Below are 232 nucleotides of genomic sequence, written 5' to 3' on the forward strand. Positions count from 1 at the left end.
TGTTCCCCTGCGCCTACATGGCGATTGGGGGCTGGCTGACCGGTACCACTTTTGTAACTTCCTGGTATACCCACGGTTTAGCATCTTCCTATCTGGAAGGCTGCAACTTTCTGACCGTCGCGGTATCGACTCCCGCTGCCAGCATGGGGCACTCCCTGCTGCTGCTGTGGGGTCCCGAGGCCCAGGGCGGCTTTGTGCGCTGGTGCCAAATTGGCGGCCTGTGGAGCTTCGT

General features: G+C 60.8%; 1 pseudogene. It reads left to right on the forward strand.

The features are described 5' to 3' along the window. A pseudogene (locus tag JUK32_RS04895) lies at positions 1-232 on the forward strand (photosystem II D2 protein (photosystem q(a) protein)); the annotation flags it as partial.

The sequence above is a fragment of the Halomicronema sp. CCY15110 genome (assembly GCF_016888165.1).
Taxonomy (GTDB): domain Bacteria; phylum Cyanobacteriota; class Cyanobacteriia; order Phormidesmidales; family Phormidesmidaceae; genus Halomicronema.